The 26,439-nt window shown below is 66.7% G+C and carries 19 protein-coding genes and 1 pseudogene; 3 read left to right on the plus strand and 17 right to left on the minus strand.

Annotated features, from left to right (window positions below):
* Positions 1 to 14: 14 nt before the first annotated feature.
* The 5 genes from tagF to tssJ form a co-directional block, all read right to left on the minus strand.
* Positions 15 to 728, minus strand: a complete 714-nt coding sequence (gene tagF, locus BLV60_RS29975; protein WP_093058945.1) for a type VI secretion system-associated protein TagF — start codon at positions 726 to 728, stop codon at positions 15 to 17.
* A 1-nt stretch (position 729) separates the two neighbouring features.
* Complete coding sequence (gene tssM, locus BLV60_RS29980) at positions 730 to 4,389, minus strand: type VI secretion system membrane subunit TssM (protein ID WP_093058946.1); 3,660 nt, start codon at positions 4,387 to 4,389, stop codon at positions 730 to 732.
* Positions 4,389 to 5,789, minus strand: a complete 1,401-nt coding sequence (locus BLV60_RS29985; protein WP_093058947.1) for a DotU family type VI secretion system protein — start codon at positions 5,787 to 5,789, stop codon at positions 4,389 to 4,391. The genes tssM and BLV60_RS29985 overlap by 1 nt, the downstream gene beginning before the upstream one ends.
* A gap of 8 nt (positions 5,790 to 5,797) precedes the next feature.
* Positions 5,798 to 7,093: a type VI secretion system baseplate subunit TssK gene (tssK, locus tag BLV60_RS29990; protein WP_256217028.1), complete on the minus strand. Its 1,296-nt coding sequence runs from the start codon at positions 7,091 to 7,093 to the stop codon at positions 5,798 to 5,800.
* Positions 7,094 to 7,348: 255 nt separating this feature from the next.
* Complete coding sequence (gene tssJ, locus BLV60_RS29995; protein ID WP_093058949.1) at positions 7,349 to 7,867, minus strand: type VI secretion system lipoprotein TssJ; 519 nt, start codon at positions 7,865 to 7,867, stop codon at positions 7,349 to 7,351.
* Between the two features lie 150 nt (positions 7,868 to 8,017).
* On the opposite strand from tssJ, the gene BLV60_RS30000 reads away from it, so the two are divergent.
* From BLV60_RS30000 to BLV60_RS30010, 3 genes are read left to right on the plus strand one after another with little or no spacing between them, the layout of a single operon-like run.
* Complete coding sequence (locus tag BLV60_RS30000) at positions 8,018 to 8,404, plus strand: TssQ family T6SS-associated lipoprotein (RefSeq protein WP_256217027.1); 387 nt, start codon at positions 8,018 to 8,020, stop codon at positions 8,402 to 8,404.
* Positions 8,405 to 8,462: 58 nt separating this feature from the next.
* Entirely contained in the window at positions 8,463 to 10,433 is a 1,971-nt protein-coding gene (gene tagH / locus BLV60_RS30005) for a type VI secretion system-associated FHA domain protein TagH (protein ID WP_093058972.1), read from the plus strand.
* Positions 10,426 to 11,217: a PP2C family protein-serine/threonine phosphatase gene (locus tag BLV60_RS30010; protein WP_093058951.1), complete on the plus strand. Its 792-nt coding sequence runs from the start codon at positions 10,426 to 10,428 to the stop codon at positions 11,215 to 11,217. Before tagH ends, BLV60_RS30010 begins: the two co-directional genes overlap by 8 nt.
* A gap of 12 nt (positions 11,218 to 11,229) precedes the next feature.
* Here BLV60_RS30010 and BLV60_RS30015 read toward each other — a convergent pair whose 3' ends face one another.
* The 12 genes and pseudogenes from BLV60_RS30015 to BLV60_RS34740 all read right to left on the minus strand — a co-directional run.
* A complete protein-coding gene (locus BLV60_RS30015) occupies positions 11,230 to 11,610 on the minus strand; it encodes a DUF4150 domain-containing protein (RefSeq protein ID WP_093058952.1) in 381 nt (126 codons plus the stop codon).
* Positions 11,611 to 11,625: 15 nt separating this feature from the next.
* Entirely contained in the window at positions 11,626 to 12,270 is a 645-nt protein-coding gene (locus BLV60_RS30020) for a DUF3540 domain-containing protein (RefSeq protein ID WP_093058953.1), read from the minus strand.
* Between the two features lie 53 nt (positions 12,271 to 12,323).
* Entirely contained in the window at positions 12,324 to 13,373 is a 1,050-nt protein-coding gene (locus BLV60_RS30025) for a pentapeptide repeat-containing protein (RefSeq protein ID WP_093058954.1), read from the minus strand.
* Positions 13,370 to 16,081, minus strand: a complete 2,712-nt coding sequence (locus tag BLV60_RS30030) for a DUF2169 family type VI secretion system accessory protein (RefSeq protein ID WP_093058955.1) — start codon at positions 16,079 to 16,081, stop codon at positions 13,370 to 13,372. The genes BLV60_RS30025 and BLV60_RS30030 overlap by 4 nt, the downstream gene beginning before the upstream one ends.
* Before the next feature lie 17 nt (positions 16,082 to 16,098).
* A complete protein-coding gene (locus BLV60_RS30035; RefSeq protein WP_143042656.1) occupies positions 16,099 to 16,527 on the minus strand; it encodes a hypothetical protein in 429 nt (142 codons plus the stop codon).
* A 14-nt stretch (positions 16,528 to 16,541) separates the two neighbouring features.
* The gene (locus BLV60_RS30040; protein WP_093058957.1) at positions 16,542 to 18,911 is read right to left on the minus strand and encodes a type VI secretion system Vgr family protein; all 2,370 of its coding nucleotides are present in this window, start codon (positions 18,909 to 18,911) and stop codon (positions 16,542 to 16,544) included.
* A 20-nt stretch (positions 18,912 to 18,931) separates the two neighbouring features.
* Positions 18,932 to 21,673, minus strand: a complete 2,742-nt coding sequence (gene tssH / locus BLV60_RS30045; protein ID WP_093058958.1) for a type VI secretion system ATPase TssH — start codon at positions 21,671 to 21,673, stop codon at positions 18,932 to 18,934.
* Positions 21,670 to 22,875 carry a type VI secretion system baseplate subunit TssG gene (gene tssG, locus BLV60_RS30050; RefSeq protein ID WP_093058959.1) on the minus strand — a complete coding sequence of 402 codons (1,206 nt, stop codon included), beginning with the start codon at positions 22,873 to 22,875 and terminating at the stop codon, positions 21,670 to 21,672. The genes tssH and tssG overlap by 4 nt, the downstream gene beginning before the upstream one ends.
* The gene (gene tssF, locus BLV60_RS30055; protein ID WP_093058960.1) at positions 22,872 to 24,743 is read right to left on the minus strand and encodes a type VI secretion system baseplate subunit TssF; all 1,872 of its coding nucleotides are present in this window, start codon (positions 24,741 to 24,743) and stop codon (positions 22,872 to 22,874) included. Before tssF ends, tssG begins: the two co-directional genes overlap by 4 nt.
* Positions 24,744 to 25,271: a type VI secretion system baseplate subunit TssE gene (gene tssE / locus BLV60_RS30060; protein WP_042673168.1), complete on the minus strand. Its 528-nt coding sequence runs from the start codon at positions 25,269 to 25,271 to the stop codon at positions 24,744 to 24,746.
* Positions 25,272 to 25,282: 11 nt separating this feature from the next.
* On the minus strand, positions 25,283 to 26,143 hold the full coding sequence (locus tag BLV60_RS30065) for a type VI secretion system accessory protein TagJ (protein ID WP_093058961.1): 861 nt from the start codon (positions 26,141 to 26,143) through the stop codon (positions 25,283 to 25,285).
* A gap of 128 nt (positions 26,144 to 26,271) precedes the next feature.
* Positions 26,272 to 26,439: pseudogene (locus BLV60_RS34740) on the minus strand (type VI secretion system tube protein Hcp); the annotation flags it as partial.

Here is a 26,439-nt window from a genome sequence, read left to right on the forward strand (position 1 = left end):
GGTCTGGCTCTTCTTCATGCCCATGGCACATGCCCCTGCGAAAACAACTTGGAAAACAGCGGTGTGTTGAGGCCACCGCCATGGGCAGCGGTCCGCAACGGCGATCCGTCGGCTTGATTGGTCCACCAGTAGCTGGTGCTGCCGAAAGGGTCGAAGCACAGTGGAAGCTCTGGCCAGCCCAGGGGCTGCTGGGCACTCGCGCCACCGGCTGTAGGCCCGAGGATCGAGAGGATGTCGTCCGAGCCGCCGCTGGCGGTCTGGAAACCGGCACGGCCCGCGGCCAGCACCTGGCTGTCGAACTGGTCGGGCGCCACGCCGTGGCGGATGGCCTGCAGCAGCGCGGTGCCGCACTGCCGGTACCACGCGGCCGAGCCTTCGAGCACCGATGGGCGGTAGTTCTGCGCGGCCACCTGCAGCGTGATGCACACGGGGTAGTAGCGGCCCACGCGGTCGCAGCTCGGCGCAATGCAGCCGAACTGCACGGCGTCCACGCCCTGCGTGGCGGGAATCGCGAAGTTCCATACCGGCGCAACGGCGTAGTGCCGCGTCATCGCATCGGGCCAGCGCTTGAAGCTGCCCAGGCCGTTCTGCATCCAGCGGTCCCACCACGCCTGCAGTTCGCGCGGCATGCGGCGGTAGAGAAAGTCGCCGGCTGCCGGCAGCTTGCCGTACCAGCCGATCTGTTCGTCGACTGGCACCCAGGCCTGAGGAGGAATGCTGCTGTTCATTTCAGGATTTCCCCGGGCAGGAGAAGCCGTTCATCTGCGGCAGGCGCAGCGGGTTGTAGACGCTGTTGGCCGTCACCGCGAGCACGACCTTCTTGCCCTGCAGGTCGAAGCTGGCGTTGAACGATTCGGGCGAGCTGCCCGCGGAGATCGAGGCCTTGTCGAACAACCGGTGCAGCGCCCACGGCCCTTCGGTCACGATACCGCCGGCCGGCGTGCCGTTGGCGGTGGTCACCTGCAGGCGCACCTGGTTGCTGTTGCGCGGGCCGGGCCACTTGATGGTGCTGGGCGCCTGCGGACCGTGCGCGTAGCGCACCGTCTGCCCGTCGACGTCGAGCGTGAACTGCGTGAGCGCTGCATCCATGTCCTCGGGCCGGATGTCGATGGTGAACGAGGGCGTGCGCCCACCCGCCATGCCCGAGAAGAACACGTCGCGGATGGCCTGCGCCTTCTGGAACGAATCAAGGTACGCCGAGCGGCCGGCCGCGCTGCCGTCCACGCCACGCTTGAAAGCCCACGGATTGACCGAGGTGTCGACCTGCGTGACGAGGTTCTTCTGGAAGAAGTCGTCCATCATCCCGCCCGGCGCGAACAGCTGCGCGAAGTCGCCCGAGGCCACGTCGCGGTTCGATCCACGCGTGAACGGATAGCGCCCCGCGATCGCCTGGTTGCAGAACGAGCCGATGCTCGCCGCCGCGCTCTGCCCGATGTTCTGCCGAGTCACTGCCGCCGCCTTCGACGACGCAGTGGCCGACAGGTCGTTCAGCATCCCCTGGAACGGCACCGGCAGGCGCCCGGCTTCCGCCTGCACCTTGGTGACCGAATCGCTGGTCGGCGGGATGTTGCCGCTGCGCAGCGCGGTGTCGGTGGCGGTGAGGTAGTTGTAGAGCTCATTGATGAGCGCGGCCGTCGCGTCGATGGGGGCCTGCCCGCCCTGCTTGGGCGCGGTCACCATGCGGCGCAGCGGCTCGAAGTGGTTGTCCACCAGCGACTCGGGGCGGTCCACCCGCGTGTTGCGGCGCTGGCTGCCGTCGGGCTGGCCGATGAGCTGTTCGATGCGCTCGCGCGTGCTCTGCACGCGGTTCTGCGCCTGGTCGAGCAGGCTGCGCGCGGCCTCGTCGTGGTTGCGCAGCAGGTCGGTCTCGCGCGCCGCGCCGCGGATGAGCCGCGACATCGGCGACTCCGCGGTCGAGAGCACGCGCGTCATCTGGATGCTCTGCAGCAGCGAGCGGCTGTCGGCCAGGCGGATGTCGACGAGGTAGTCGTCCCACACCTTGATGTAGTCGGTGAGGTAGAGCCGGCGCACTTCGCGCAGCAGCAACTCGCGCGAGGTGATGTCGGTGATGCCGGGCGCGCGGATCTGCAGCACCCAGCGGTCTTCCTGCTCGAGCGACAGCGTGGTCTCGGCGATGCGCTTGTCGAAGATGTCCCAGTAGCCGCGGTAGGTGAACAGCGTGGGAATGCCGTCGGTCAGCGGCTTGCCGCTCGCACGGCGGATGACCAGTGCCGATTCGGCGCCGCCCGCCTCGGCGATGGTGAAGGCATTGGGCTGGCTGGTCTGCAGCAGGATGCGGCGCAGCCGCGCATACGAGCGCTGCGCCAGCGGCACGCCGGCCAGGCGCTCGCGCGTCTGCGTGATGAGCCGGTCGTCCTTTGCGAACGGCGAGGTCAGCACGCGGCCCACGAACAGCGCCTTCAGGTGCGATTCGAGGTTCGCACGCTGCTCGCGCGTGAGCGAGGCGCCGATCTTGCGGTCCACGTCGGCGAGCAGCCAGGCCTGCAGGAAGTCGGCGTCGTAGCGCTCTGCGTCATACAGCATGAGATACGCCTTGAGCGCCTCGTAGCTGTATTCGGCGTCGATCTTCGCGGCGTCGCGCAGCGACTGCTCGACGCGCTGCGCGGCCTGCGGCAGCAGCACCGTCTCCAGCGCGCGCTGGTACACGCCATCAGTTGCGGCCTGCAGCTTCTCGCCCTGGTAGAGGCCGAAGCGGTAGGACGTGGGCGGATCGCCGATGTCGAAGTGGCTGGACTTCGGCAGGTCGCGCAACTTGTCGAGGATGAGCAGCGAGCTGGCGATGTCGCCACTCGAATCGACCACCGTGGGTAGCTCGCCGCGCGCGGCTGCCTTGTTGAAGGCCTTGGCGTTGGTGTCGACCTCGGCCACGTAGTCCTTGTTGTTGCGCCAGCTGTTCACGCAGGCACCCAGGAACAGCACCAGCAGCACGCCGATGGCGCTGTAGCCCGCGATGTCGATGGCTCGCTTGCGCCGGTACCAGCGCAGGTTGGTGCCGGCCACGCCAGCGTCGCGGAAGATCACCTGCTGCAGCAGCTCCTTCAGGAAGTAGCTCTTGCCCGGGCCCGGCGGCGGCGCCGGCGGCGCGTTGACCTGCAGGTAGCGCTTGATGGCGCCCATCACGCGGTCGAAGGCCGTGCCTTCCTGCGTGCCGCTGGTGAAGTACACACCGCGCAGCATCGACGCGGCCTCGAACTTCGACGGGTTGAACACGTCGGCCAGGAAGGTGCCGAGGATGTCCTCGAAGCTCGCGAACTGCTGCGGCAGCAGGTAGGCCTGCGCGCGGCGCATCGGGTCGGACTCGGCCGCCAGCAGCTCGGGCAGGCGCTCGTCCAGGCGCTGGTGCAGCAGCTTGTATTCCTGGTGGAAGCGCTCGCGCAGGTCGCCGCTACCCACAGGGGCCGCTCCCTTGCCGGCCTTGTTCGCCGGGTTGCCCTGGATCGGGAAGGTGAAGCCCCACACCTGTTGCCGCTCAGCTCGGCCCAGCGAGCCGAAGTACTCGTTGAAGCCGGCCAGCAGGTCGGTCTTGGTGACCAGCACGTACACCGGGAAGTCGATGCCCAGGTCGTTGCGCAGCTCCAGCAGCCGCTTGCGCAGCGCCATCGCATGGCGCGCGCGCTGCGCGTCGTCGGCCAGCGGCAGGTCGGCAATGCTGATGGTGAGGATCGCGCCGTTGATCGGCTGGCGCGGGCGGAACTTCTTCAGCAGATCGATGAAGCCCTTCCACTCGCCCTCGTCGGTTTCGCGGTTGCTCTCGTGCGTGGTGTAGCGGCCGGCTGTGTCGATCAGCACTGCTTCGTTGGTGAACCACCAGTCGCAGTTGCGCGTGCCGCCGATGCCACGCACGGCGGCCTTGCCGAGCTGGTCGGCCAGCGGAAAGTCGAGGTCGGAATTCACCAGCGCTGTGGTCTTGCCCGAGCCCGGCGCGCCGATGAAGATGTACCAGGGCAGCTGGTACAGGTACTGCCGGTCGAACAGCGAGAAGCGCCCACCGGACTTGCCGTCGGCCCCTTCGCCGAAGCGCATGTTCTTCAGGATGGCCGTGGCGTCGGTGAAGCCGCTTTGCAGCTCCTTGATCTCGGGCGCGTCCTCGGGCTTGGCTTCCTTCTCTTTCTTGGAAGGGGTGCGCAGCTGGTTGAGCAGCTGCGCATTGAGCCGGCGCTCGCGCCACTTGCGATAGATGACGCGCGCGATCCAGATCGCGAACATCAGCGCGATGACCACGATGCGCACGATCTCGTCTTCGAGCGGGCGGTAGCGGCCCACCGCGATGGCCGGGCCGATGATCCAGATCAGGAAGGCGAGCGCGACCAGGCCCAGGAAGACCCACAGATCGCGGCTGATGAGAAAACGAAAGATGGCGCGCAACATCAGCGGGTGCCTCCGGCCTGCGGTGCTGCTGGAGCGGCAAGTGGCGCAGAGTTGGCGGGCACGCCGGCCACCGGCGCCACCAGCAGCGTCACCTCGACGCGCCGGTTGCGCGCGCGGTTGGCCGCGGAGTCGTTAGGCACGAGCGGGTCGGCATCGCCGCGGCCTTCGGCGCGCAGGCGTTCGGGGCGCGCAAGGCGCGTGGCGATCATTTTCTTCACCGCGTCGGCGCGGGCCTGCGAGAGTTGCCAGTTGGAGGGAAAGCGCACGCTGCGGATCGGCTGGTCGTCACTGAAGCCGCTGACCAGCACGTTGCCGTCCACGGCGTTGAGCGCATCGGCCACGCGCGCGAGCACCGGCGCATAGCGGTCGAGCACGCGGTCGGAGCCCGAGGCGAACAGACCGTCACCGCGCAGCACCACCACGCTGCGATCGGCCTCGTCGCGCACGGTCAGCAGGCCGTCGCGGATCTCTGGTTCGAGAAAGCGCTGCAGGCGCGGCGTCGGCGCTGGCATGACCACGGCGCGCGCGGTCTGCGGCAGACGTACCGCGTTGACGGCCGCGAAGGCACCGTCGGAATGGCCAGCAAGGTTGAAGGTGAGCAGCGCGAACACGACGAGCAGCAGCACCGCCGCCACCGCGCCCACCGCCCACACGGGCAGCCAGTTGCGCGTGCGACGCACGGGTGCGCTCGCGTCCTGCCAGTGCGGCGACAGCGGCACGGCGATTTCGCCGCGCGTCTGCCGGATGATCTGCAGCAGCCGCTGCTTGAGAGTTTCGAGCTGCGTGCGGCCGTTGTCGATGACGCGAAAGCGCCCCTCGAAACCCATGGCCAGGCAGAAGTAGATGAGCTCGATCAGGTGCAGGTGCTGCTGCGGGTTCTGCACCAGGCGCGACAGCAGCTGGAAGAACTTCTCGCCGCCCCAGGTCTCGTTGTGGAACATCACCAGCAGGCTCTGCGACGACCAGATGCTGCCGCCCCACGGCGTGAGCGCGGCGGCCTCGTCGACTGCCGTACACAGGCAGTAGCGCGCACCGATGATCACTTCGGGCGAAATACCCGCCTGCTGCGCACGCGTTTCGAAGCGGCGCACCTCGTCGACGAGGTGCTCGCGCAGCTGCGCCGGCGCGGGATGGTGGCCGGTGGCGCGGATCTGCGGAATCAGGTCGAGCAGCGGATTGGCGGCCGCCACCAGCGGGTTGTTGCCCGCGAGCGCCGTGTCGCCCGCGTGCGGGCGCCGCGCGTCGTGCCATGCGGTGAAGGACTCGGGCTGCGCGCCAAGGCCGCTACCACCGCGCGAGGCATTCGGCATGCCGCCTGCGTCGCCCATTGCATTGCCGCCGCCGGGATTCGGCGGCACGAAGCCTCCCGGACCGACGGCCATGTCGTTGACACCGTTCATAGAGTCCCTCACGGACGGATGGCCCAGAACTCCATGGCAAGCCCGGGAAAGTCACCGGCCAGGTGCATCGCCACGCCTCCCGATTTTTCGAGCTGGCGCCACATGTCGCCGCTCTTGTCGAGTTCGAAATAGTGGTAGCCCGCGTTGTACGGAATCTGCCGCGGCGCCACCGGCAGCGGCCGCACCACCACGCCGGGCAGTTGCAGCTGCACGAGATCGCGGATGCGCTCGACCGAGCCGATCTTCACCTGCGTGGGGAAGCGCTGCTGAATTGCATCGGCCGGCAGGTCGGCATGCACCGCGAGCACGAAGCCCGCGTTGCGCACAAGCACCGGGTCGGGCATGCGGCCCACGCGCACGCCGTGGCTGCGCTCTTCGAGTTCGATGGCGATCGCGCTCTGCTCGAGCACCGCCGACAGCGAACGCCGCAGCTCTTCAAGCAGCGGGCGGATGCACTCGTTGAGGTTGTCGTGGTCGTATATCGGCCACAGCACCGGACGGCGCGTGGGCGACGTGTGCGTGGCCAGATGGCAGGCCAGCTTGAGCCAGTCGACGAACAGGTTTTCTGGGTGCACCTGCACCGCCTGCTGCGAATGCCACGTGAGCGCAAGGTAGCGGTTGACCAGCTCGAGCAAAAGGAAGTCAGAGACCTCGCTCACCCCGCCGCGACCCGGCTGCGACAGCCGCGAGGCCAATGCCTCGGAGCGCTGCGTGAGCAGGCCGTGCAGCTCCGCGATCATGCTGCGCAGCATTGCGTGCGCAGAAGCGTCGAGCACCGGCGGAATGTAGTTGGCATCGACCACCAGCTTGTGGTCGGTGCGCCGCTCGATCACGCGCACCGCGCCGATGGCTTGCCATTCAGCGGTGAGCGAGGAAGCACGCGCAAGACGCAAGCGCGGCGCTGCGAGCTGCAGCACGGCGGGGCCGAGAGCAACCGCATTGCCGTCGTTCACTTCGCGCTCGATCACGCCGAAGCGCGCGGCCGAGCCTTCGTCTTCCGCGAAGATGACCTCTTCGCTGCCGGGCCTGCGCAACGGCAGTGCGAGCACGATGAGCTCGTCGGTGAGATCGGTCGGCACTTCATAAGGCAGCGGCGCGTCTTCGGCGCCGAACGAGAACGGCGTGCCGTCGGGCATCACGCCCGCGCCGCCGAGCAGAGACACGCGGCCCAGCGCATACGCGTCGCGGTCGATCTCCAGACTCAGCCAACCCCAATAGGCGCCTTGCAGGCCTGCGGTGCGCCGGGTCACGTATTGCTCGACATAGCGTTCCATTTGCTGGAAATGCTGCGGCCGCAGGTACATCCCTTCGGACCACACCACACGATTCGCCAATGCCTGCGGATGGGCGCCATTCTTTGCGGCGCCCGAATTGCGAACTGTCACCAAAAGACCTCCTGGGGAGTGCTCACATCGAAGCGGGAGATGCGCTGAGGAGCGGCCTCCCGGTCCACTTGTTTTGCTCCTGATGCTACACGGCGCGTCTTACGTTTTGCACCGCATTTCGCTCAAGAATTTCTCGCACTTTCGTACTAGCAGGCCAGCACCCCAAGCCGAAAGTTAACGACTTGGTAGCAGCTCTATGCCCGTCTTGCGCACGGCAACGTGCACGGCCTGCTCGCTCGGCGAAAACTGCCACACCTTGTACAGGTTGGTTTGCTTCGGCTCCTTCAGCGGCAACACGATGCGCCAGCGTGCGGCCTCGAGTTTGCGATAGCCCGCAATGATGCCGATGGCGCGCGAGTCGAGTCCTGCCTCGCGCTTGAACACGCGCTCTTCGCCGCTGCGCATGATGGCCTGGTCGGCGTTGACAAGCTCGGTCATGAGCGTCTCGCGGTCGCGATCCTGTAGTGCAAAGTAGTCTGCGGTTTCGAAGTTACCGGAAGATTTCAGTTCGAAGACCTTCACGAGGATGGGTGCGGCCTGGCCGCGTCCGTCGGGGTTGACGCCGTCGTCGATCTTGACTGTGACGGCATAGGGCGTGGGCATGGACTTGGCTGTCGATGCGCATCCGCCGATGAGGCCCGCAAACAACGGTGTGGTGGCAAGTGCGCCTTGTAGCAAGCTTCGTCGATGCATTGAAATCTCCCCGAGGGTTCGCGGCCTATATTATCGAAGTCATGCGCACTTACGATGGCGCATAACGTGCATGTCGCAACACAGCGGCACACTATCTCAAGCATTCCTTTTGCAAGGTAGGAGAGAAGATTGAAGTCATGTCTGCCTGCTTTGGCGTTCGCTCTTTTCGTGGTCGCGGGTTGCACGACCACACCGCCGCCAGAGCCCGCGCCGCAACCCGAACGACTGAGCCAGCAAGTGGCGCGCACCACGCTCGAGAAGGCGCAGCAAGCGTATGACGAAGGCGACTATGCCAAGGCCGTCAGCACGCTCAAGAGTGGCGGCGTGTCGGTATTCGAAGGTGCCGAGCCGGGCACCCGGCTCGATGCGATGAAGCTCGAGGCCTTCAGCTACTGCGTGGCCAACCAGATCGCCGAGTGCCGCAACCAGTTCCGCAAGATCCTCGATGCGTTCCCGACCTTCGAGCTCAACGTGGCGGAGCGCAAGCATCCGGTGTGGGGCCCCGCGTTCGAGGCCGCCAAGCGAATGAAGCGTTGATGAAGAACATCGCGGCCGCACCAGTGTGGCGGCGCGAGACGACGAACACGGAGAAGCCATGCGTTGGACAGTGATCGAACATGCCGGCAGGCCGGTGACCGTGGGCCCCTCGGCATTGCTCGCCGCGCCCGGCGGAACGATCGGACGCAGCCCCGACAACCACCTCGTGCTGCCCGACGAGCAGCGGCAGATCTCGCGCCTGCAGGCCACCGTGCGCTTCGACGAAGATGGCGTGGCGGTGCTGCGCAACATGAGCGCGGTGCTGCCGATCAGCGTGAACGGACACACGCTCGCGCACGAGCAGGAAGCGCGCGTGGCCGATGGCGACCGCGTCGCGATCGGAAGCTATGTGCTGGAGGCCGCGAGCGCGCAGCGCGCGGCGCCCGTAGCGGCTGCGGTTCAGCCACCGCCACCTCCTCCCCCGCCGCCGCTGCAATCGATGCAGCCGCCAATGGCCGCGCCGATGTCGGCGAGCCCCATCGACGCACTGCTGCCGTCCTCCGGCGCATCCGACGTGTTCTCCGATCTGTTCGGCGAAGGCGCATTGCCCATCGGCGACACGCAACCCACGGTGGCGATGCCACCGCCGCGGCAGGCAACGCCCGTGCCGCCACCGATGCAGCCGCCCGCATTCGCTCCGGCGCCGCGCGAGTCCTTCGCTGCCCCTTTGCAGCCGTCCGCGCCACCGCCGGCGCCGCAACCCAAGGTGAGCCCGACCCTCGCCTCGTCACAGATCCCTTCTGCGGCTGACTGGGACGCCATCCTCGCCAACGCACCGCGCCGCGTCGACAGCACGCCCGCGCCGATGCCCGACCCGATGGCGCACGAGCCCTTCGAGTTGCCGTCGCAGGCGCGCCGCAACCCGGTCGATCCGCTCGCGGAGCTGAACCCCGACGCGGCCAACGACATGTCGGACATGGCGCTCAAGCGCGGTGTCGATCCGCTTTCTTTCTTCGCAGCCGACGAGAGCGCGTACTCGCCGCTGACCGATCCGCGCCCCACCGCGCTGACGCATACCGACCCGATGCTGCCGGGCGACACGCACCCCGCGCTCGACCTGTTGCAGAACAACAGACCAGCCGTGCAGGGGTACAGCCATTCGAACCATACGCGGGAAGTGGCGGCTCAGTTCCGTCCGCCGACTCCGGTGGCGATGCCGGTGCCAGCACCTGCGCCGGCACCCGTGCCCGCCGTCGAACCTGTGAAGGTAGAGGCGCCACCGCCGCCACCGCCGCCACCGCCGCCTGCGCCCGCTCCGCCGCCACCACCTCCGCCGCCTCCTGCACCACCGCCCGTGGTGCAAGAGAGCCCGCCCGAGCCGCCGCCTGTCGTGGCCCCGCCCGTGGCCGCCGAGCCCGCTGCCGCACTCGTCGCCGCACCAGTAGCGCAGCTCGTGACACAACAGCCCGCAGCCCCATCGTCCTCATCGGAAGCCCTCTTCAAGGCCTTTCTCGAAGGCGCAGGCGTCCCCGAAGTCGCCGGCCAGCAACCGCTCGACATCGAAGCCATGCAGCGCCTGGGCCGCATCATGCGGGCCTTCACCGACGGCACCATCGAGCTGCTGTCCTCGCGCGCCATGCTCAAGCGCGAAGTGCGCGCTGAAATCACGATGATCGTGGACGAAGAGAACAACCCGTTCAAGATCCTGCCCAACGGCCGCGCCGTGCTGATGCAGATGTTCGGCGCGCGCATGCCCGGCTTTTTGCCGCCCGAAGCCGCCGTGCACGACGCGCTCGGCGACCTGCAGTCGCACCAGCTCGGCATGGTCGCCGGCATGCGCGCCGCGCTGCTCACGCTGCTCAAGCGCTTCGACCCCGCCGCGCTGAGCCGCGAAACCCCGCACGACGGCAGCCTGGGCGAGAAGCTGCTGCCCGGCGGTCGCGAGGCGCGCCTGTGGCGCGAGCTCCAGCAGCTGCACACCGAAACGACAGCGGCCGTCGAAGACGACTTCCAGGCCGTCTTCGGCCGTGCCTTCCAGCAGGCCTACGACAAGGAAATGGAACGGCTGAAGGAGGCGCGCCGTGCTTGAAGCCACCCGCTCTTTCGCCGTGCCCATCTCGACCTCGCAGTTTTCCTGCGTGGGCGAACGCAGCGGCAACCAGGACGCCATCGGCTACCACCTCGACGAGCGCAACGGCTGCTTCGTGGTGAGCGACGGCGTCGGCGGCAACGCAGGCGGCGAGCTGGCCTCGCGCATCGCGGTCGACACCGCCCTCGACACTTTCGTCGACGCCCCGTCGCTGGCCGCCGACAACATCCAGCGCTGCGTGAAGGCGGCCAACGACGCCATTCTTGCGAAGCAGCGCGAACTCACAGAGCAGAGCCGCATGAGCGCGACCTTCGTGTCGCTGTTCATCGACCGCATAACCAACCAAGCCTGCTGGGCCCACGTGGGCGACAGCCGCCTCTACTGGTTCCGCCGCGGCGCGCTGATGCAGCGCACAGAAGACCACAGCCTGTCGGAGCGGTCGGGCGATGCGGCCGCAAGCCACCAGAACGGCGGCGAGCGCCTGGTGAAGACCAACCTGCTCTACCGCGCGCTGGGTGCGCGCGCCACGGCCGAAGCCACCATCACGGCGCCACAACGCCTGGCCGATGGCGACGCCTTCCTGCTGTGCACGGATGGGCTCTGGCAGTTGATCTCGCAGCAGGTGATGGAACGCTCATTGCAGCTGGCCGACAGCGCGGAAGAATGGCTCGCGCTGATTCGCCGCGCAGCCGAATCCAAGGCTGATGAATCGCGCGACAACTACTCGGCGCTGGCCGTGTGGGTGGGCTTTCCGCAGCAGGTGACGCTGGCAGGGCCGGTCTGAATCGACGCGCCCTCAGGGCGCCAGCATCAGCACCTTGAACTGGCTCGGCACGATGCGCATGCCGACGATGTTGCAACGGTTCTGCGTCGTGATGCTGGTAACCCGCGTGGCCGGCGTACCCTTGAGAAGCACGGTGAACGCGCCTGTCACATGACGCGATTGCTGCATGAACGTCTGCGACACAACGCCACCCAGCGCCCCGGGCTGATCCCCCAGGGTGATTGGCGTGGTCGTAGCCATGTTGTGTGCCGGCATCGCCATGAAAAGGATGTTCCAAGCATTCGGAACAGCCATCGGCCCCATAGCCATGTTCGGGTATGGAATGGGCACCGGCGTCTTGCAGACGTCGGGGAATGCCATGTCCATTCCCATGAGCTGACAATTGGCAAACATCTGGTACCTCCTCGCTTAGCCCATGTGGATCTGAGCCGCATCCACCTTCACCAGCTCCTGGCCGGTGACCATCGTGTGGTGGCCATGAATGCGCACCGTCTCGCTGGCCTTGTAGTCCATGTGGCCCGCACGCACCTGGTCGACTTCATCCGTCAGGCGTAGCGTCTGACGCGCCATCTGCACGATGCGATCGGCCACGGTCTCGAATACCTTGCCGACCAGCCGGACGCTTCCTGCCGCGGCCTGCACGGAGCGCGTCACCAGCCGCAGTTCACCGATGTCACACTCGCCCTCTTCTGCCTTGAGTACGAAGCGCTTGTCCGCGCGAAGCCTGAGCTCCGAAGTACTCGCGATGGTCACCCGGCCGTTGCCGGTAGACGCGAAGGTGACGTCGCCCGCCGCCTCGATGCAGCTTGACGACGCATCGGCCTGCTCGATCACGGCGATCAGGTAGGCTCGCGCGCTGTCGGGACCGGACACCAGCACGGTATCGCCGCTGGCCGGTTTGAGCAGGCAGCTCGCCGCGCGCCGGCAAACCCAGACAGCACCCTGCTCGTCATCGACGGTGACACGTCCATCCGGCAGCAATGCGGCGACCACCCCCTGGAAGTGAACCGGAGCCGTCAGCTTCGAGGCTTTGCGCAGTGAAACGACTGACATGGAGATTTCCTTGTTTCGATGGGTAAACAGTGGAACGGGCAGGCCTGGCGGCATCAGCGCAGCGGAAGGATCTCTTGAGCCTTGAACAGCTCCGGATCGTTTTCGATGATGCCAGCGCTTCCCGAGAAACGCGCATCTGCGCGCGCGGCCCGATGAAAGCGGGTGCGCAGAAAACGTGCATTGCGCAAATCCGCGTCATGAAGTGCGGCATAGGAAAAATCAGCATCGTGCAGGTCCGCGTCGCGAAAGCTGGCACCCTTCGCCTGCGCGCGATGGAACACGCTCAGCGGCAGGCGCGAGCGGCTGAAATCGGCACCTTCGAGTTTGGCGTCGGCCCAGATCGACTGATCGAAGATGGCATCGCTGCAATTCGCTTCACGCAGATCGGCCTCCGGGAACATCGTCTGGGCGGCATCCACTCCGCTGAAGTTCGCCTTGGTCAGCGTGGCGCCCTTGAAGTTGCTCTGGGTCAGCACGGCGCCGCTGAAATCGACATCTGCCATCGCGCTGTCGGTGAACTGGCAGCGCAGGAAGGCGGTGTGCGGCAAGCGCTGACCTTCGAGATTGCACTCCATCAAGATCGAGCCATCGCATTGGGCCTGGGCGAACTCCACCGTGCGCAGATCCATGCGAAAGAACATCAGGTGCAGCAGCTTCGCCCCGCGGCAGTCGAGCTGGTCGACCCGTGATTCGGTGATGACGATCTGATCGCAGATGCCGGGCTTCAACACCGCATGCCCGAGCTCGCATCTGAGAAAAGCCACGCGCTCCATTTGCGATTTCTCGAAATCCGCGTGAGCCAGCGAAGATTCGACAAACTGGGTGTCCTGCATGAACGCGCGGCCGAGTTGCGCGGCCTCCAACCGACACCGAAACACGCGCACGCCTTTCAAGCTGGCCGCCGACAGGTTGGCTTGATCGAGGTTGCATTGCGCCAGCGAACTGTCGTCGAGGCTGGCGCCACGCAGATTCGTCCGGCTCAAGTCGACGTGCTCCATCTGTGCCCCCGACAAGTCGACGCCGCTGAGGTCCTGACCCGCGAGACTCGCCTTGACCACCGGTTCGCCATGCCGAATCTTGTCCAGAAGTTCTTCCACTGTCATCGAACCGGCTCAGTCTTTCTTGCAGGCAAGGTCTTGGCTCCCTGGGTGTAGGCGCCGATGAAGGTGGTCGAACCGTCGATGGCGGCCTGTGACACGTCGGCGCGAAACAGATTGGCATCCTGCAGGCTGGCAAAGCGCAGGTCGGCCTTGGAAAGATTGGCGTCGATGAGGTTGGCACCGCGCAACGAGGCTTCGCGCAAGTCCGCGCGAATGAACAGGCTCTCGCCGGCATGCAACTCCTCCAGCCGCGCGCGCCGCAGGTCGCACTCGGAGAAGTCGCAGCCTTCAAGGCGCGCCTTCGCGAGGTCGGCGCCGACCAATATGGCACCGCGCAGGCCGCACTGCCTGAGCGAAGCGGCGCAGAACACCGCCTGCACAAAGCTGCAGCCATGAACGAAGGAACAGGTCACGAGGCTGGCCTCGGTGAAGTCGACCCCCTCCCGCGCATCGACGGCGACGAAAGCACAGGCGTTCAGCGAGGCGCGTACGAAGGATGTTCCCTTGAAGCTGCACTCGATCCAGCTCACCTGCTTGAACGCGGCGTCGTCGAAAGCGATGTCTTCCAGTGCCAGCTTGACCATCGCCATTTGCTCCCAGTGCGAGCCGCGCGCATCGCAGCGCGCCCATTCGCTTTCGAACAGATCGGCTTGCTTGAACGCGGCCTTCGCCAGCACGCAGGAACGAAAAATGGTCTTGCTGCAACGCGTCTGCACGAAGCTGGCCGCCGTGAAGTTCGCCCCTTCGCATTGCGCGCCGCCCAGATTGGCCTCGTCCAGCCGCGCATCGGTGAGCGAAGCCCGGACAAGCCGCGCCCGCGCAAGCACCGCGCGCGTGAAGTTGCAGCCATCGAGCCGCGCGTCGCTGAAGTCGACGTCTTCGAGGTTCGCTCCCGTGAAGTCGGCACCGCGCAGATCCAGACCCGAGAGGTTGGCGCCGACGAAGCTCATGCCTGCGAAACGACGCTCGCCGCTGGCTGCGGCCTCGAGACGCCGACGCAGCCGCCTGGAGCGCAGGCTGCTGACCGGCGGCGCCGGCTCGAGCAGGTGTGCGCCGTAGAGGTGCCCCATGCGCATGCTGCGCCCAGCCTGCTCGCGCAGCCGCGCGCTTTCGGCGGCCTCGTCGGATGTGGGGGGTGTTCGGCGCTCGCGCGCGGCGTCTTCCTCGAGGCGCGCGAGGTCACGCAGCAGGCGGTCCGGGTCGAATCGGCGCTGCACAGGCTTGCCGGTCCGCGCCTCCACCTCGGTCATGGCCTTGTCGATGCTCGCCTTGATCTCGTCGGACAGCTTGCGCGGTTCCATCTGCGACAGCGGCGGGATATCGATATCGGGTTGAATGGCAGCGGGCATCCCGTGCGCGACGGCCTTGGCCCGGCCCTCGGCGCCACGGGCAAGGGCCGCCTCGCGCATCTGCTCGAGGGCTCGATCGGCCTTCTCGGCGAAGTCTGGCAGATCGTCCATGGAGGCAGGCGGCCGCAGATCCGGTTCGGACACGGGCGGCAGATACTGCTCGGGATCCAGGCCCTGCTCCAGCAGACGGGCACGCATGCGTTCGCGCTCGCGCTGCCGGCCTGCGTGCAGATTGCGCGCCAGCGGAAGCGAAGCGATATCGGGCATCTGGTCGCCTGCCCATGGCCCCATGATCGCCTTGGGGACCAGGTCGCTGTCGCGCAGGACCAGCACCGCCTTGGCTGGATCGATGCGCTGCTGCAGCACCTGTTGGTAGTGGGCGAGCGGCCGCGGCTGCCCGCGCAACTCGAGCGCGGGCATGACGTGCTTGACGTCGGCCGCGTCATCCTCTGCGATGGGCGATGCTCCGTGCCAGACCAGGATGACGCGCTCGACGTGCGGAAAAAACCAGGCCGTGCTCAGGTGCAGCGAAATTTCCGACAGCGCGCCACCATCTTTCTGAAAGCTGGCGAAGCAGCGCGCCTGCCAATCGGGCAGCTGGCCGCGCATCACCGGCTGCCGAGGGTGCATGTTCCACAGTTCGTAGGCGGCGCCCGGCGGCAATTCGTGCTGGCCGGGCAGGCGCTGGTCGGGAGGTGCTGCATTGAAGTAGCGCCAGTCCATGTCATCGGCGAAACCCGGGTACTCGTGCTGCAGCCACTGCTGGTCGTAGGCGCGCCCCATCAGCGCGAGCCGCTGCGGCCGATCGGGAGGCACGGCGCCGAAACCCGCAGGCACGATGCGCCGCCCGGGTGCGTCCTGACGCGCGCCGGGCAACTCGACATTGGGAAGCCGGCGCGTCTGTACGCCGTTGATCGTTTCATCGAAGCTGCCGATGCCTTCCGGGTTTTCAGGCTCGCCCGGGCCGCCATAGGCATGCGCCCAATCCAGCCTCAGGCGCTCGAAAGGCTGCGCAGGCGTGGCGCGGCCGTCGAGCCAGTAGCGATCACCGCTCACCAGCAACGACTTGGCCTGGCCATGGAAGACGGCCTGGGCCGCGCACAGTGTCTTGTCGTCCTGATGCGCCGTGTACGCATAGCCGCTGACCAGCCACTCCGGCTCGATCTTGGGCACGCACAGGTCCAGCACGTTGCCGGGCCCGATTTCGTCGGCCGCCAGCTTCCAGAGATCCTGGTCGGGCATCAGCAGGGGCTCGGGCGCCAGGCTGGCCATCGCGAAGACCGAGACGCCCAGGTGGTCTTGCCGCTGCCGCCGGAAGGGCCGCGTGAGGATGCTCAGGCGAAAGGGTTTGATGGTCTTCATGGGGCAGCGGACCCGCTTCAGCGCATCGGCTGATCGATGGCGATCTCGTGCGAGACCGGGTCGAAGCGCAGCTTCACGGAGCGCCCCGGTGCGAAGTCGGCGAGCTTCACCGGGCTGATCGGGGCGACCAGTTCAGCCTCGAAGGCAGGCCATCCGCCCTCAGGCTGTACTTGGAACTTGAGCCGTACGAGGATATAGATGCGCGCGGCCCGCATGCCCGTGTCATGGCTCTCGAGCACCGTCGCTACGGCCGGTTGGCCCGTACGAAGCACTCGCTCGGCGAGATCCGCACCCATCGCGCGGCGGTTGACCACACTCTGCATATGCATCACGTGGGAGGCATGGCGCTTGGCCAGCGTGATCGCCACGAACGCTGGCAGCACGACGACAGCGATGGGGACAATCAGATACCAGTACTTGGTAAACCACACAGCGAAAAGATCCAACACGCGCTCCAAGCTCAGACAAAGACGGTGAAGCCCGAGAGGTTCACCCTGTATCCGTTGTTATCGATTTTTTGTGCCTCGTTGTCCCACGTGAAAGTCGTCTGGGTGGTGGAAAATGTGCCCGCCGCAAGGCTGACGGAATACAGGTCGAGCTTTATGAACGCACCCGTGAGCGAGTAGGTGTTGAACCCCAGGTTCAGCCCGGCAATGCTGGTCACCAGGCCGTTCACGAACAGCGAAGTGCCGTTGAGGCTCACGTTGGCCCCGTTGATCCCCATGTTGAAGCCCTTGAAGGCAATACCCCAGTCCGTGAAGGTCACCTTTTTTGCCGACTTGTCCTCGACATGGGGCGCATCCAGGACGATCTTGGTCGGCGACTTGACCGAGATGTCTGCCGCGGTGCTTTCCAGGTTCATGGGGCCATCCGTCGTCGCACTCAACGACGTGTTCGCGTGCACCTTTTGTGCCCCCTTGACGAGATAGTCCTCGTCGCCGTCGACCGTCACCTTCTTGCCCTTGGTTTCTTCGGTGTACAGGCCGACCACCTTGGTGGTCTGCGGACCCGCGATGTCTTCCTTGAGCGACGTACCGATGATTCGCTCTTCACCGCTGTCTACCGTGTCTGTGCGCTTGCCGGTGACATGGATGGTCTGGTTCCCGATGACATCGACCTGCTGATTGCCACCATCCACCTTGATGAACTGGTCGCCGCCGTTGACGGTGATCTTCTGCGGCCCGCCCTTGTTCACCGTCAGCGTGTGCGGCCCGTTGACCGTCTCGTTGAGCGAGGTGTTGGTCGTGTAGGTGTCCGCGCCTTCGATCACCGTGTCGCGCGTGCCGTCCACGGTGTGCGTTTCATTGTTCTCTACGCTGAGGCTGAAGTCCTTCTGCGCGTGCATCTTGATCGACTCGCTGCCGGGGTCGTCGTCGATCACGAAGTGGTTGGCCAGTTCGCCGTCGCCCTTGATGGTGCGGCTGATGAAGCCGCTGACCGTCGCCTTGGCCGGCAGTTCGAGCGGCGGCATCTGGTCGGCGTTGTAGACGCGGCCGATGATGATCGGCCGGTCGGGGCAACCGGCGATGAAATCGACGATGACCTCCTGCCCCACGCGCGGGTGGTTCACCGCGCCGAAGTTGGAGCCCGCCCACGCGCTCGACACACGCACCCAGCACGAGCTGTCCTCGTTGCGCTGGCCGTAGCGGTCCCAGCGGAACTGCACCTTCACGCGGCCGTACTTGTCGATCCAGATGTCTTCCCCGGGCGGGCCCACGACCGTGGCGGTCTGCGGGCCGTGCGTGGTCGGCATCCGCGTGACGCGCGGCGCGCGGAACGGAAACGACGTGGGCTGCACGTCGAAGTCGAAGCTGTAGAGACCGTCGGGGCTGCCGGTGGCATAGCCGCCCTCGCGCAGGTTGTACGTCACCGAGGCGATCAGGTATTCCTTGTTGTCCTCGTCGCGCGGCGCGTTCTGCATGCTGAAACGGTAGCCGGGCGCCATGCCACGCACGTTGGAGTGACCGGTGTCCACCTCGGCCTGCGCCTGCGCTTCCTCGAGCCGTATGCGCGCGTAGTGCTCGCCATCCCCGGCGTCGCTGTAGCCGCCGAGCCACTCGTACATCTCGTAGCGGCCGTGATCGTTCTCCCGCGGCTGGCTGCGCGTGTTGAGCAGGTCGGCCTTGGGCTTCTTGAAGTCGAAGTCGTCGACCACGAAGGTGCCGGGGCGAATCTCCTCGGTCACCTCCCACTGGTCGATCACTTCGCGGCCCGTCTCGCCCGCGCGATCGGTGGCGAGGTAGCCGATGCGCGGGTAGCCCGGCAGCGTGTCGTGCGCACCCATGTCGTCGGCCAGCACCAGCGTGTGCTGGTTCTTCTCGTGCTTGAAGTAGTAGTAGATGCCCTCGTGCTCCATCAGGCGGCTCACGAATGCGAAGTCGGTCTCCTGGTACTGCACCGAATAGTCGCGCTGGCGGTAGGTGGCGCTGAGCTTCTTCTCGAACGCGAACCCGTACTCGCCGAGCACTTCGTCCAGGATGTCGACCACCGACTTGTTCTGGAAGATCTTGCAATCGCTGGTGCGCGTGAGATACCAGAGCCAGGGCCGCACCAGAGCCCGATACACCACATAGCGCGACGAGCTCTCTTCGCGGCCGATCATCGTGAAACGCGTGATCTGCCCGTTGAGGTAGCGCGGCGTCCCGTCGATCGTCACGATCTCGAGAGTGAGCGGCTTGCCGAGCACCGCCTTCATGTCGACGGAAGTGTTGGGGCTCAGCAGGTCCACTTCGAACTCGAAGAGCTCCGACAGCCCTTCCTTGCCGTGCATCGAACGGAACAGCAACTGGTCCGGTGCAAGCGGCGTGTATGCAGTGACGACTCTGGCCATGTGGTGCTCCCTTTCTGCGCTCAATGTTCGAAGAATTCGTAGCGGAAGTCGTCATCCGCCGCACTCAGTTGCACACTCGCGAGCTTGCGCGCACTGACCGTGGCCCCGATGACTTCCTCGCTCAGCCTCGGAAGGATCGTGTGCGTGAGGATCGCGTCGATCATCCGGCCGCCCGATTCGATGGCGGTGCAACGGCGCGCGACGAGTTCGACGGCGCTGTCGTCGTAGGCCAGTGCGATGCCGTGGTTCGCCTGCAGGCGCGTCGCGATGCGATCGAGCTGCAGACGGATGATGCGATGCAACGCCTCTGCGTGCAACGGGTAATAAGGCACTACAACGAGGCGGCCGAGCAGCGCGGGCGCGAACACCTTGAGCAGCGGCTCGCGCAGTGCGGCAGCCAGCGGCTCGGGGTCGGGGCGCAGGGTCGGGTCTTCGCACAGCTGCATGACCAGGTCGGTGCCGACATTGGAGGTCATGATGATCACGGTGTTGCGGAAGTCGATGTGGCGGCCCTCGCCGTCTTCCATCCAGCCCTTGTCGAAGACCTGGAAGAAGATCTCGTGCACGTCGGTGTGCGCCTTCTCGATCTCGTCGAGCAGCACCACGCTGTAAGGCCTGCGGCGCACGGCCTCGGTGAGCACGCCGCCTTCGCCATAACCCACGTAGCCGGGCGGTGCGCCCTTGAGCGTGGAGACGGTGTGCGACTCCTGGAACTCGCTCATGTTGATGGTGACGAGGTTCTGTTCGCCGCCGTACAGCGCTTCGGACAAAGCCAGCGCTGTCTCGGTCTTGCCCACGCCCGAGGGGCCGCACAGCAGGAACACGCCGACGGGTTTGTTGGGGTTGTCGAGACGTGCGCGCGCGGTGCGGATACGGCGCGAAATGGTCTCCAGCGCGTCGGGCTGCGCGACCACGCGGGCCGAGAGAATTTCGCCGAGCTTCAGCACCGACTGCGCGTCGTCGCGCACCATGCGGCCGATAGGAATGCCGGTCCAGTCGGCCACCACGGTGGCGATGGCTTGCGCATCGACGGCCGCGAGGATGAGTGGCGATTCGCCCTGCAGTTGCACGAGCTTGTCTTGTGCTTCGTTGAGTTCGGCGCGGATTTCCTCGGGCGTGCGCTGGGGTTCAGCGGGCGGTGTGTCGACATCCGCATCGACATTCGCCTCGCTGGCTTCAGCCGTCTCCGTCTCCGTCTCCGCCTGCACCGGCACCGCCGCCGGCGACAGCTGCTTGCGCAGCGCCACGATGCGTTCGACCAGCGCGCTTTCTTCCACGCGCCGCGTCTCCAGCAGATCGAGCTCGGCCTGCGCCGCAGCCACCTGGACCGCGATGTCTTCCACGCGCTGATGCTCGCCCACGCCAATGGCTGCCTCGCGCCCCGCGATGCCCGACTCGATGCCCAGCACCTCGATGCGGCGCTGCAGGTCTTCGATGGCGGCGGGTAGCGCATGCTGGCTCAGCGCCACGCGTGCACAAGCCGTGTCGAGCAGGCTCACGGCCTTGTCAGGCAACTGCCGCGCGGGAATGTAGCGGTGCGACAGGCTCACGGCCGCCTCGAGCGCAGCATCGAGAATGAGCACGCCGTGGTGCTTCTCCAGCTCGGCCGAGATGCCGCGCAGCATGATCACCGCCTTGGGCTCGGTGGGCTCGTGCACCTGGATGGTCTGGAAGCGCCGCGTGAGCGCCGGGTCTTTCTCGATGTACTTCTTGTACTCCGACCAGGTGGTCGCGCCGATGGTCCGCAGCCGCCCACGCGCCAGCGCCGGCTTGAGCAGGTTGGCCGCGTCGCCGGTGCCGGCCGTGCCGCCTGCGCCCACCAGCGTATGCACCTCGTCGACGAAAAGCACGATGGGCTTGGGACTCTTCTCGACCTCGTCGATCACCTGGCGCAGGCGCTGTTCGAATTCGCCCTTTACGCCCGCACCAGCCTGCAGCAGCGTGGGGTCGAGCACCCACAGCGACACGTCTTTCAGTGAAGGCGGCACGTCGCCCGCGGCGAGGCGCGAGGCAAGGCCCTCGACCACTGCCGTCTTGCCGACGCCGGCCTCACCGGTGAGCAGCGGGTTGTTCTGGCGGCGGCGCATCAGGATGTCGATGATCTGTCGGATCTCGTCGTCGCGGCCGTAGACCGGATCGAGCTCGCCTGCGCGTGCCTTGGCGGTGAGGTCGCTCGCATACTTGGCGAGCGCCGAACCACCTGCCGCGGGGCTATCGCCTTGGTGGTGCGCGGCAGCGGCTGCGCCGCCGGCCGCGACGCCGCTTGGTGCGGCATCGAAGTCGTCTTCAGGCGAGCCTTCGGTCCATGCAGCGAGCTGCGCCACCAGCACGTCGGGCACGATCTTGTCGAACTCGCGCGAGATGCCCGAGAGCACCTGGCGCAGCCCCGGCGTCTTGATGATGCCCGCGAGCAAATACGCACCGCGGATCGAGGTAGCCTCGAAGCGCAGGCTCGCATAGACCCACGCGCGCTCGACGGCGTTGTCGACGTGCTCGGAGATGTCGCTGATCGACGTGGCACCGTGCGGCAGCCGGTCGAGCGCACGCACGAGGTCTTGCTCGACCGCGTCGAGGTTGAGCCCCGCGCGCTTGATGATGCGCAGCATGTCGCTGTCCTGCAGCTGCAGGATCTGGTGCAGCCAGTGCACCAGCTCGACGTAGGCATTGCCGCGCAGCTTGGCGAAGGCAGTGGCGGTCTCCAATGCCTTGTAGAGCATCGGATTGAGTTTCGAAAAGAGAGAGACGCGGCGGATGTCGGTCATAGAGCCATGGAGGAAGATGCAGGCGCGGCAACGGGTGCCGCCGATGCAGAACGGGAAAACAATGCTTCGGGCTGGAACACCATGTCGCCGGCGTCGGTGTCCGACAGGCGCGTGCCGAGCCAGCTGCCCCAGCCGAGGCGCTGGTTGCTGTTGAGCCGCATGCCGTGCGCGTCCTGCTTCTTGAGCACGAGCCGCAGGTCCCACGCGAACTCGATGCCGACGTACTGGCGCACCCAGTCGACCACTTGCTGCAGTCGCTTGCTGCCCGGCAGGAACTCGCGGAACTCTTCCTGCGAGAGCGGCCCGAGTTCGAGGCGGAACTTGCTCTGCGCATCGCGCACCGCAAGGCCGATGGTGGCGCCGCCGCCGAGCCGGTGGTTGCGGCCGGTGATGCCGATGCGGCTGACCTGACGCTCGTCGATCATCACCCAGTCGCTCACGAACTCATCGACGCGCACGGGCACGTCGAAGTAGAGCTTGAGGATCTGGATCAGGCCCTCGGGGTTGCGCGTCTGACGCACGAGGTGGCCCGCCATGAAGGTGCGCGCATGGTCGGCAATGCGGTCGCGCTCCTTGAGGCCGGGCTGCCCCATGTTCATGAGGCTGGCCACGTAGTCGACGAAGCGGTGGCCGTCGGGGCGGTCCAGGCTGTTGACCGATTGCGCGTCGGCCCAGGCCCGGTAGAACAGCAGGATCAGCCGGTGATGGAACAGGTCAGCGAACGCGCTGATGGTGTTGTCGGCATGGTGCCGCTTGCGTTCGCGCGCGTACTCCGTCAGGTGCAGCGGCAGCGGACCGTTGGGGCCGAACAGGCCGAAGCCGTAGATCGAGATGCGCGGCGGGCCGTCGCCGTCGACATCGACGCCCGACACATTCGAGGGCGCGAAGGCCATCGAGGGCTCTTGCCCGAGGCGCAGCGGCTCGTCGAGCGGGCGCGGCGCGCGGCCCAGCAGCGGATGGTCGCCCTGTGCGTCGAGCCGGCGCAGCAGCATGAACAGGTCGTGCTCGAAGGGCTGCTCGACCAGCTTGGCCCAGAGCACTGGATCGGCCTGTGGCACGCCGCGCCGCGCCGCGCCGCCGTACGCGGGTTGCACGGGCTGCGCGATGTCGTGGCGAGCCTCGGCCGCATCCAGCACCTCCTGGGCCTCCCCGGCCGGCGCTGCGGCTTGCTGCATCCCGTCGGTAAAGCTGGTTTCGCTCATACGGCGGGGCGGCGTCCCACGCGCGGAGTCCACCGCGCGATCTCGCCGCGCTGCAGGCTGGACAGCGCGAACTCGGTGAACGCATTGAGCGACACATGCCGGCTGAAGAACTGCTCCAGCACGGCGCCGAAAAGATACGGGCTCGCGCCCGAGAACGCGACCTCGTCGATCTTCAGCGCAATCTCCACGCCGCGCCCGAACACGATGGGGCCCGGCTCCGGCAGGCGACGGAATACCGGCGCCAGCGCCATCGAGCGCACGCCCTGGATCTGGCGGCGCACCGAAGGGTCGGCGAGGTTGCCGTACAGGTCGAGCATCTCGCGCAGCGCGGCCGCGCCCTGCGCTGCATCGACGTCGGTAAGGCTCAGGTAGTTGAGGCCGAGGTGGCTGATGAGACGCCACGTCAGCGCGCCCTCGGCCAATGCGGGGTACGGCCGCGAAGGCCCGCGCAGGATGCGGATCGATCGCACAGGCGCCGATACGCGCAGCGTGAAATCCGACTCGAGCCCGGTCGGCAGCAGCAGCGGCAGGTCGCGGTTGGTGCACAGCGCGTCGAGCGTGATGTGCCGCAGGCTGTGCGGAAACGGCGCGTCGTGCTGGTCGACCAGCGACACATAGACCTCACTGCCGGTGTAGCTGGTGCGCGTGCCCTGGGCGCGTGCGCGGTCCGACACCAGGCGCGGCTCGCGGCGCAGCGAGAAGTACGCGCCGAAGTCGCCGTCGTCCGCCGCGAACGAACCGAGGAAGGGCCGGAATTCGCGCTCTTCCGAGCCGTTGGCCATGTGGCCAGTGACGCGCTCGACGGTGAAGATTTCGAAGTCGCGCGGGCGCGTGCGATCGATTACCGCGTGGTGCTCGTGCTGGCCCGGCCCAACCGGAATGCGGTCACTGCGGCGCGGCACGAGGTTGATGATGGGTGTGCAGAACAGCGAGAAATGCTTGGCGTCTACCAGCCGTTCGAGGTCGCCGTCGGCGCGGTCGAGCAGGATCACGATCTCCATCGTGGTGCCGCTCATGGCCTGCACCGCCGCGCGCAGCTTGTTCACGCTGAAGAACAGGTAGCGATCGGGAAACGCGAAATACTCGTGCAGCAGGCGGTAGCCCTGGAAGGAGCGCGCGTCGTAGGGCAGCAGCGCCTGGTCGGGGTCGAAGCCCTCGTGCCTGATGGCCTCGTCGCCCAGCGGCACGATGCGCGCCGTGCTGCCCGGTCCGCTGCGGCACACGACGCCGATGCTGTGGTGCGCCGCGAGTTCGAGCACGCGCAGCGCATGCAGCTCCGCACCCGAAAGAAAGAACTCGAGCCGGTCGAGCGGCATGTCGGCAAAGCGCGCACCGCCCACCGCTTCGAGCTTGATGGTGATGGCGCTCTTCGCCTGCCGCGCAGCCATGGGCATCGCATGCGCGATTTCCGCGGGCACCGGGCCGATGCCGGCGTCGGCGATGCGGATGGGCCACAGCGTGACGGCATGGCCGGTACGGAACTCGCAGGCCGTCTGCTCGCCCTTGATCATTCGCCCGCGCAGGATGGTGTGGCGCGGCAGCTCGTAGCCGGCTTTCAGCGAGCCTTCGTTGAGGTTGCCGTCGATCTGCACCACGGCCATGGCGGGCAGCGGCGCGAGGAAGTTGGGGTACACCACTTCGAGCAGCCGCTGCGAGAAGCGCGGAAACTCCGCGTCCATCTTGAGCTGGATGCGCGCGGTGAGAAAGCTGAAGCCTTCGAGCAGGCGCTCCACGTACGGGTCGCTGACCTCGATGCCGCGCATGCCGAGGCGGCCCGCGATCTTCGGGTAGCGCTGCGCGAACTCGGCCCCGAGCTCGTGCATGTAGGTGAGCTCGCGGTTGTAGTAGTCGAGCAGCCTGGCATCCATTCAGAGGCCTCCGGTGGGCCGCAGCACCATGTGCCCGCTTTCGAGGTCGAGCTCCGAGCGCAGGATGAATTCGATCGGGTACGGCACCGACCACAGCGTGCCGCGGATCTCCAGCGCGAGCAGGTTGTGGTGTTCGAGATCGGTGGCGTCGGTCACGCAGCGCACGTCGATGCTGTCTTTCATGATGCGCGGCTCGAAGTCGATGATGGCCGAGCGGATGGCCGCTTCGACGTCCGCAAAGTCGACCTCCGACATGCGGCCGCCGGCCCAGCCGCGCACGCCGAAGTTCAACACCGAGCGGCGCGCGCGCGGCATGGTGTTGATGTTGTGGTCCGCACCGAAGTTGGTGGTGTTGAGCAGCCACTGCAGATCGCGCAGCACCGAGTCGCGCAACAGCCTGCCGCTCATGAGGAAGGCGCCCGCGCGCTCCTGGCGGGTCTGCGGCGTCTTGTCGGTGAGGCGGTCGAGCAGCACCGGCTGCAGGCGGTCGCGCGCGACGCTTTCCTGCTGGTCGCCGTCGGTGTCCATGATGCTGCTCATCAGGTCGCGTCCTCGCGCGAGAACTCGATGAGCCGCAGGTCGAGCAGCGAATGGTCACCAGCCTCGCTGATCAGCGTGCGCTGGCCGAGGCCCGCGTATTGATCTTCGCCGGCCAGCGGCAGCCAGTCGGTGCGGCGGCCCAGCGTGGTTTCGTCGTCGAGGCCTTCGAGCGAGCCCGGATAGCGCACCGGCACCAGGCCGTTGAGCGCGCGGCCATCGTGCAGCTCGAATTCAGCTGGCGCCCACAGCAGGTCGACCAGGTGTTGAGGGCGCGAGAACTTGATGCGGCGCACTTCGGGCAGGGGCAGCCATGCATAGCCCGAGGGCGTGAGCAACTCCAGCACCGCGCCGATGCGCACGTCGCCGTCGCACAGCCACCCGAAGATGCTGCGCTCCACCGGTTCGCCGTCGAGCGCCTGCACGGCGCGCGAATCGGAGCGGTCGACGCTGGTGAGCGCGCCATGCAAGGCGGGCGCGGCCTGCCGCGCGGTCTCGCGCAGGGCGGCGGCTTCCTCGGCCCGGTCGGCCGGCAGGGCCGCGGCGGCGATCAGCTGTTCGACCCATTCCGCGTTGCCGCAGACGATGGCCGGAGCGCGTCCGCCGGACCAGAAGTCGCTGCGGTGCCGTTCGCCCGAAAGCGCCATCGAACAGGTGACGCTGGCGGGAGTGAAAGTGGGGTCGAGCTTGGTGGCGAGCTTGAGCTGGTCTTCAGCCCGCTGCCATTCGCCGCCCAGCGCGAGGAAGTGGCACAGGGCAAGACGCAAGCTTGCATTCTGGGGATTGGCGCGGATCTGCCTCTGTACCCATTCGGTGTGCTCGGCCACGGAGCGTTCGCCCAGCACTGCAAACCCATCGCCCATGAAGCTTCCTCGCTGACTGAATGGCACACGGCGCGAAAGGCCTGTGTGCGAAGGACGGCCGTGGAGGCCGTCGGGAAAAACGTCGCGGCCGGCCCGCTGGGCCGGCCGCGCATCGGGGAAAAAGGAAATCAGGCTTCCTTGTTTTCCTTGATGTTCCAGCCCAGCACCGTCTCGGCGCCCTTGCCGCCCTTGTCGGTCTGTTCCCAGTACTGCTGCTTCACCTTCGCGGCCTGGAAGGCGTACTGCACGAACACGGCGTCCGAACCCTGCTCGGCCGTGTACTGCACCGAGGTGAC

Source organism: Variovorax sp. YR634, assembly GCF_900106655.1.
Taxonomy (GTDB): domain Bacteria; phylum Pseudomonadota; class Gammaproteobacteria; order Burkholderiales; family Burkholderiaceae_C; genus Variovorax.